Source organism: Carnobacterium sp. (genome assembly GCF_040274425.1).
This window is the reverse complement of the sequence record NZ_JBEMBC010000099.1, coordinates 1-7,584: the sequence shown is the minus strand read 5'-3', so window position 1 is coordinate 7,584 and position 7,584 is coordinate 1. Positions and strand designations below refer to the sequence as shown.

The 7,584-nt window shown below is 33.5% G+C and carries 7 protein-coding genes; 2 read left to right on the top strand and 5 right to left on the bottom strand.

Going from position 1 to position 7,584, the window contains the following annotated elements; all coding sequences use genetic code 11:
- Positions 1-95 precede the first annotated feature (95 nt).
- From ABS911_RS13325 to ABS911_RS13315, 3 genes are all read right to left on the bottom strand, one after another.
- Positions 96-1,082 carry a CdaR family transcriptional regulator gene (locus tag ABS911_RS13325; RefSeq protein ID WP_350467966.1) on the bottom strand — a complete coding sequence of 329 codons (987 nt, stop codon included), beginning with the start codon at positions 1,080-1,082 and terminating at the stop codon, positions 96-98.
- A 136-nt stretch (positions 1,083-1,218) separates the two neighbouring features.
- A complete protein-coding gene (locus ABS911_RS13320) occupies positions 1,219-2,370 on the bottom strand; it encodes a glycerate kinase family protein (protein WP_350467965.1) in 1,152 nt (383 codons plus the stop codon).
- Between the two features lie 23 nt (positions 2,371-2,393).
- Positions 2,394-3,686, bottom strand: coding sequence for a GntP family permease (locus ABS911_RS13315; RefSeq protein ID WP_350467964.1), 1,293 nt, complete (start codon positions 3,684-3,686; stop codon positions 2,394-2,396).
- Between the two features lie 246 nt (positions 3,687-3,932).
- Here ABS911_RS13315 and ABS911_RS13310 point away from each other — a divergent pair, with 246 nt between their 5' ends.
- The gene (locus ABS911_RS13310; protein WP_350467963.1) at positions 3,933-4,832 is read left to right on the top strand and encodes a DUF368 domain-containing protein; all 900 of its coding nucleotides are present in this window, start codon (positions 3,933-3,935) and stop codon (positions 4,830-4,832) included.
- A gap of 193 nt (positions 4,833-5,025) precedes the next feature.
- Here the strand turns inward: ABS911_RS13310 and ABS911_RS13305 are convergent, their stop codons facing one another.
- Positions 5,026-5,538 (bottom strand): hypothetical protein, encoded by a 513-nt coding sequence (locus tag ABS911_RS13305; protein ID WP_350467962.1) that lies wholly within the window; start codon positions 5,536-5,538, stop codon positions 5,026-5,028.
- A gap of 18 nt (positions 5,539-5,556) precedes the next feature.
- On the bottom strand, positions 5,557-5,757 hold the full coding sequence (locus ABS911_RS13300; RefSeq protein WP_350467961.1) for a hypothetical protein: 201 nt from the start codon (positions 5,755-5,757) through the stop codon (positions 5,557-5,559).
- Between the two features lie 630 nt (positions 5,758-6,387).
- Here ABS911_RS13300 and ABS911_RS13295 point away from each other — a divergent pair.
- Entirely contained in the window at positions 6,388-7,473 is a 1,086-nt protein-coding gene (locus tag ABS911_RS13295; RefSeq protein WP_350467960.1) for an AI-2E family transporter, read from the top strand.
- Positions 7,474-7,584: the final 111 nt, after the last annotated feature.

The window sequence follows — 7,584 nt, the reverse complement described above, 5'->3', positions numbered from 1 at the left end:
TATTCCTGCCTCAGCTATTGAAAGCAATCTCCTATATTGTTCTAAGTAATTTAAAGTCAAATAAATCTAGTCCTTTCGTTAATGTCCTCATTCATTCAATGATAAGCAAAATGATAAAACAACTCCCATAATTCATACCAAATACGAGGATTTTTTCCAGTTATCTCTTCTATCTTTTGAATTCTATAATTCAATGTATTTCTGTGAATATGAAGTTCTAGCGAAGTGTCATTGATACTTTTATTATTCCGCGCAAAACTGACTAGAGTTTCTGCGTACTCTGGTGCCACTTCCTTTATCTTCTTTAAAAGTTTCTGATTGGGAGGAAGTGAAAATGAAAATAAATTAGCTAAGTAGCAGTTATCTGTTTTATTGATTCCTTCTTTCTTTGTGTTAAAAAAAGAGAGCATTGCATATGTCTGTTTGATATCTTGAAGAATTTGACCGATATTTTTTTCACTAGAGCTTACGATAATAAATTCAGTAGTAGTTGTTTCCAATGAATCAACGGTCTCCACAAATATAACAAAACCTTTAGACCATTCAAATAGTTCTTTCTTAGACGCAACTGCTCTCAGTATTTCCTTCCTTTCAGCAAAAACACCATAATAAGATCGTCCCAATTCTAAGTCGTATTTTTCATTTGCTTCTTTTTTCAACGATTCTATATATATACCCTCTGACTGGATAATTTGTTTCAAGAGGTTACTCTTTGCCGCTCTATTCTCTTCTTTTTGTTTATAAATATTTAATTCTTCAATAAGGAGTAGCGAGACTGTTTTAACAATTTTTGTGAATGGACGAACTTCATCAGGATCACCTGTAATTCCGACTACTCCAATGATAGTACCTTCATATATTATTGGCTCATTCGTCCCTTTTTTCTCTAAATGTGTGTCTTGATAAACCTCTATGATTTTCTTTTCTTTAATTGCACGTTCAGCTGCTCTATGCGAAGTTCCGATACGATTACTGTCGCCACTTGCAATAATAATACCTAAGTCATTCATAATATTGATATTGTAAGGAATATCTTCCATAAGTTTACTGACGATTAGACTAGCCTGACTATTCGTTAACACGTTACTTCTGCCACCTTTTCTATACAAAAAACAGTTTAGAATTATACATCCTAAACTGTTTTTTTCTTATCTTCTAAGTTAAAGTATCTTCTTATAAACTTAAAATATCAAGTTTATCTTCCAAAATAAATGTGACTTATTCCTGTACACTGCTTAAGAATAAGATTCGAGCAATGTTTTCGCATGTTCGTTCTAGATTTGATTCACCATTTTCCAAAGCTTCTTCAAGCGATTCGGCTTTTGAGAGAATCCCAAAAATAGCCGTTATCCCCTCATCATGTAGCACCTCAACATCTTTTCCAATATAACCAGCACAAGCAAAGACGGGTTTTTGATAATGTTTTGCAACTTTAGCGACCCCATATGGCGCTTTTCCGAATTTAGTTTGAAAATCCATGCCACCTTCACCAGTAAAAATAAAATCGGCTTCAGCAATCTGTTCCTCTAATTGATTGATCTCAATGACAATATCAATTCCAGGTCTTAGTGTTGCATTTGTAAAGGCTAATAAGCCAGCGCCTAACCCACCTGCTGCTCCAGCTCCAGGTAACTGTTCAATAGATTTTTGAACATCTTTTTGAATAATATGCGCGTAGTGTTTTAAATTAGAGTCTAATTGTTCCACCATTTCTGGAGTAGCTCCTTTTTGAGGACCAAATACATGAGCAGCCCCATGCTCTCCAGTTAATGGGTTGGTAACATCGCTAGCCACTTCAATTTCAATTTCTTTTATTCGAGGATCTAATTCAGTAGTATCAATTGACACTAGCTGATCCAAAGAACCTCCTCCTTGGGGAATTGATTGACCATGTTCGTCTAAAAACTTCACACCTAATGCTTCGGCCATTCCAGCCCCGCCATCATTCGTTACACTACCGCCAATTCCGATAATGATTTTTTCTACACCATGATTTAGAGCCGCTTTGATCAGTTCCCCAGTGCCATAGGTAGAAGTAATTAAGGGGTTTCGGCTCTCTTTTGGCAATAACTCAATCCCATTTGCTTTTGCCATCTCAATGACTGCTGTTTTATCGTCACCTAAAATACCAAAATATGCCGTTACTTTTTCTTCAGGGATTGGACCAGATACTTCAACATTGATCCGTCTTCCTTCTGTTGCATCCACTAAAGAATCAACCGTCCCTTCGCCTCCATCAGCCATTGGAACAAGACTGATTTCTGCATCCTTAAATACTTTTTTGATTCCTCTAGCCATTGCTTCACAGGCTTCTTTTGCGCTCATACTTTCCTTAAACGAATCTGGTGCAACAACAAATCTTTTTACCATTGTATTTGCCTCTTTTCCCTTAATTAGTTAAGAATAAATCCATATAAAATGGTTGCAACTACAGTCATTGCCCCACCTACACACATTTCGTAGGGGATAACCTTCAATCTTTCTTTTATCGTCATATTCATACTATTTGCACTAATATGGAAATAATTTCCTTGAGGAACACTATCGATAACGGTTGATCCTGTATGAACCATTACAGATGCTGCTAAAGAAGAAGTTCCTGTATCTAGAATAGCTTGTCCAAATGATCCAGTAGCCAATATAACAGCAGTAGACGTTGAACCTACAGCTAACCCCATCAAGACACCTGAAATTGGCGCTAAGAATGTTCCAGAAATACCTATCGTATCAATTAATTTTACAACTTGAACAGATAAATCAGAAGCAGATATCAATCCTGCAATTGCACCGGCTCCAATCAAAATAAGTACCGTATCCGTTACCCGTCTAATTCCTGAAGAAGCGTATTCACTAATTTTATTTGCATGTCCCATTGCAAGCATTCCTACGATTGAAGCAAAAGGAAGAATATATAACGCATCAATTTTTAAATTTGTGAGGACCTCTATTTTTAATAGGGTCCCAATTGGATTGATCAATAAAAGAACAATTGAAAGCATCGGCGCAATCAACGCTTTTCCCAATGGCATTAATTCTTTTGCTTCTTTTTTCGGAATATCCCTATCTCTTACCATTTCTCCTTTATTTTTAATTAAATTTGCTACAATAACAGCAGTTGCAAGTCCGAATAAAGCAGGAATAAATCCAGCTAACATCACACTGCTCAAATTTAAACCAAAACCATCTGCTGCTGCAATCGTATTTGGATTAGGAGAAATAATATTTCCTGCTTTTCCTCCACCAGATAAGGCCGTTAATAATGCAATCTTACTAATCCCTGTTTGTTTGCCAACCGATAATGCAATTGGAGCAACAATTAGTACTGCCACTGGAATAAATACCCCTACAGCCGTTATGATCATGGTCGAAAGAGCCAATGATAAGATGGCTTTCTTATCTCCAAGTTTCGTTACAATCGCGTTCGCAATGGATTCTGCTGCTCCAGATTCCATCATTACACCTGCAAGCATTCCTGCAGCAAGAACACGGATAGCGGTTCCAATAACGCTTTGTGTACCGCTGATTAGAATATCGATAGTATCCACCAAGGAAGCTCCACCTACTAAACAACCAACGATGGCTCCAAAAAATAAAGAATACACTGGATTGAATTTTTTCAATATAAGTACAATTGCAACGATCAATCCAATAATTGCTGCAAACCATGGAATCGTAATATCTAACATCTTTAAACATCTCCCAACTTCATCTGTGTGCGCTTACATTATATTTTTCATTACTAGAAAAAGCTATTGTCAGACTAACAAATCTAACTGTGCACATGCACAACACAAATAAAATTTATAAATGTATCATCCTCACTAAATACTTAATTGAATATTAAATAACAGGAAAATTATATACGATAAGGAATAAATTTGGTAAAGTTGGTGGAGTTACATTTAGATAAATCAAGAAAAAGGAGTATGAAAATGGTATATTTAATAGATTTTTTAAAAGGTATTGTTATAGGAATAGCCAATATTATTCCCGGTGTAAGTGGAGGAACGATGGCTGTCTCGTTGGATATTTACGATCGTTTAATTTCATCAATTAGTCACTTATTTAAAAATTGGAAAGATAGTTTAAAAACATTAGTTCCTATATTAGTTGGTGCCGCTGTCGGAATAGTTGCATTTACCTATACTATTGAGTTCTTATTGAGCTCATATACTTTGCCAACTGCCTTGGCTTTTATAGGCTTAATTTTAGGTGGTATTCCAGGTTTATGGAAATCTTTTCAAAATGGACTAAAGAAACAAAAGCAGACATTGTCGATTAGCCACGCTATTTCTTTTGTTCTCATGTTTGCGTTAGTTGTCATTATACTCCCGTTACTTCAAGGATCCGGAGAATCTTTAACAGCTATTCAATTAGATCCATTAAGTTTGATCAAGTTGTTCATAATTGGTATTATTGCATCCGCAACGATGGTTATTCCGGGAGTAAGCGGGTCATTAATTTTAATGGTCTTAGGTTATTATTATTTAATCATCAACAGCATAACGATATTCATATCATCTTTACGAATAGGAGATATGGAATCACTGTTACCTAACTTTATCCTTCTGTTTGTCTTTGGGTTAGGTGTTTTGATTGGTATCTTTTTGATTAGTAAAGCAATAGAATTCTTATTTGAACATTATAGTTCAGTAACTTACAGTGGAATCTTAGGTTTAGTAATTGCTTCCCCATTTGCTATTTTGTATAATACAAATGCACTAAATGATTTACAGACCTCTCATGCATTACCGTTCACTTTAATAGGTTTAGTACTATTGATTATTTGTTATTATGGGATTTACCAGTTAGGTAAAAGTGAAGCCAATTAGATAAAAATTGTACTGTTAATATGCATATGAAAAACGTATTTTAGAACCGAATATTTTATATCTACTCTTCTGCTAGAAAGGGTAAACAAAAGAGATTTAGACATTTAACATGTCCAAATCTCTTTTATTTTATCATCTCGAGTTGTAAATTTTTCTTATTTTCATTGGTGTTCACCTCGTAATATCCAGCACTTTAGTCCACCTTTACTGCTGCGAATTCAAGGCTATATAAGTTTGATGGATAAATATAGTAGAGAAACCTTTTATTATCATCAGTTTCCGACTTTACATATACGGCTGTCTTAGTTACTTCTCTGCCTTTCGTTACTGTTAGTCTAAAATAATCCGTTTCATTTGGAACGTTTACAAAAAGGCCACCCAATGAATCAACACTACCAAATGGATGTTTTGCACTGCTTTTAGTGAAATGAGTTCCATCTTCTTCAGCCCAACGGAAACCTTCTCCTGTTGAAAATTTAGTTCCTTGATTTGGTTGATTATCTGCATAACCGGAAGTGTATTCAACTGTTTTACTAACTCTTTCATATTCATATATTGGATGTTGCGGAACAGTTATTACCTTTACTTGATCATTAAAAGGGCTAGTTATATTGGTCTCTTCAGTATAATTCCGATCAATTCTTGTAAAAACTAAAATGACTCCCATTAAAATAAAAAGGAACCAATAAAAAGGCTTTTGTTTCATAGACCTTATCTCCTTAATTTATTCATTCATGTTTAAAATTTGAGAGACAATTTCAGCACTACCAGGTAAAAACATAAAGAGTGAAATTAAAACAAGTAAACTGCCTGAAATAAACAATATCATGACCAGTTTAACTTCACGCGAAACACCTTTCTTTAACCCACCTACTATAAGCAAAGCAATACCTAAAAATAATAATAAAAAATACCAAAATCCCATTCTATCTCCTACTTCCTATAATGATTGTCCTTCGTTAAATTCAATAAAAAAAGCGCTTTATTCCTACTATGATTATACCCCTTAATTCCATATTGAGCAGTTACTATTTCTATTCATTAAGAATTTTAATAGAAAAGATACTACATTCAATTATCATGATTGCTTGTGAGAAAAAAACAATTTCATGTCTTAATCGATCATTATTTATTAAAGTTAATTCATCAATAGACCATTCATCTAATCCTCGATTAAATAATATTTGTTGAGTTTCAAATCGCTTCCATTTATTATCTCTAATTTTGATTGAAAAGTAACGCACCTATTGGTTTACATTTAGCAACCAGCTGTTTACATCTAGTAAAAATCAAACTAAACAAGTTTCAATTTGTTTTTCTAATTTTTAAATAAGAGTCTAATTATAGGTTTAGCTTTTATCAATTTACAGTAATAGATATGTTACTATGAAACTAGCAGTTATTCTATTCAAATGAAATCTCAAAAGTGTTTACATTATTAATGATCAGTGACGTTTCTTTCTTGGTTGTTTTCAACTCCTTGTAAGATTCAATCGTATCTAATATAACAGCATAAACAGATTAAACAGACCTACTTAAGAAGGAGACTAGTTTTATGAAGTATTTTAAACATTCAAAATTATTATTATGGACATTATGGGTCTTAGCAATGGTGCTGATTATTTACTTTGCAACTAAGATCAGCTTTGTTTTCCAACCACTATTTGTTTTATTTTCAACACTTTTTATTCCTGTTTTAAGTGCTGGATTTTTATTTTACTTGTTGAATCCTTTGATTAATGTAATGCAAAAATTAAAAATCAAACGCAGCTATGCGATTATTTTAGTTATGGTTCTATTTCTTAGTGGAGCTACTATTTTTATTATTAAAACTTTTCCCGTCTTGATGAACCAACTATCCGATTTAGTTACTAATAGTCCTGCTATTCTCTCAGATATTGAGACTCAAACGAAAGACATAGCATTATTCTCTACATTTAATAATGTTGATTTAGAAGAAACTTTAAATCAGCTGAATCTTTCACTTGATGCTTTTTCCAAAACCATTTTATCTAGTTTCACTACCAGCATTAGTTCCATCATTGGAGCTGTCGCTAATTTAACAATCGTATTAATCACGGTACCAATTGTTCTATTTTATATGTTCCATGATGGGGAAAAATTACAATCAGCTGTGACTCACTTATTTCCCAAAAAATATCAAAAGCATGTCTTTGAATTACTCCATCAGACTAATCTTGTGATTACTGCTTATATCAGTGGAAAAGGCTTAGCGAGTATCGTTGTTGCTGTTTTGATGTATTTTGGCTTTTTATTAATTGGATTACCTTACACCTTATTATTGGCGATTGTTAATGGATTTACTAATCTTATTCCTTATATAGGTCCTTTTATCGGCGCTGTACCGGCAATTTTAGTCGCCTTAACGGTCTCTCCAACAACTGCTTTATTGGTCGCTTTAATTGTATTAGTCGTTCAACAACTTGATGCTAACTTTCTGACACCGAAATTTGTTGGAAAATCATTAGCTATTCATCCACTAACAATTATCATCATTTTATTAGTAGCTGGAAAAATGCTTGGAATTGTTGGAATTATTTTTGGAGTTCCCGCTTTTGCTGTAATTAAAACAATAGTTGTTTATATTAAAAATACTCGAATTGCTGAAGAAAAGCACTAATAATAGAATTCCCCTTAGTACGAAGATCGTAGTTCTTACTTCATTAAGTGTAGGTATATCACTAGTAATTCTACTAGAACAAATAAAAAATTTATTATTGCGCATTTTTTT

Excerpts from the sequence above, each read along its gene's own strand:
- ABS911_RS13320 (WP_350467965.1), bottom strand. The coding sequence starts at position 2,370 with ATGGTAAAAAGATTTGTTGTTGCACCAGATTCGTTTAAGGAAAGTATG.
- ABS911_RS13315 (WP_350467964.1), bottom strand. The coding sequence starts at position 3,686 with ATGTTAGATATTACGATTCCATGGTTTGCAGCAATTATTGGATTGATC.
- ABS911_RS13310 (WP_350467963.1), top strand. The coding sequence starts at position 3,933 with ATGGTATATTTAATAGATTTTTTAAAAGGTATTGTTATAGGAATAGCC.
- ABS911_RS13305 (WP_350467962.1), bottom strand. The coding sequence starts at position 5,538 with ATGAAACAAAAGCCTTTTTATTGGTTCCTTTTTATTTTAATGGGAGTC.
- ABS911_RS13300 (WP_350467961.1), bottom strand. The coding sequence starts at position 5,757 with ATGGGATTTTGGTATTTTTTATTATTATTTTTAGGTATTGCTTTGCTT.
- ABS911_RS13295 (WP_350467960.1), top strand. The coding sequence starts at position 6,388 with ATGAAGTATTTTAAACATTCAAAATTATTATTATGGACATTATGGGTC.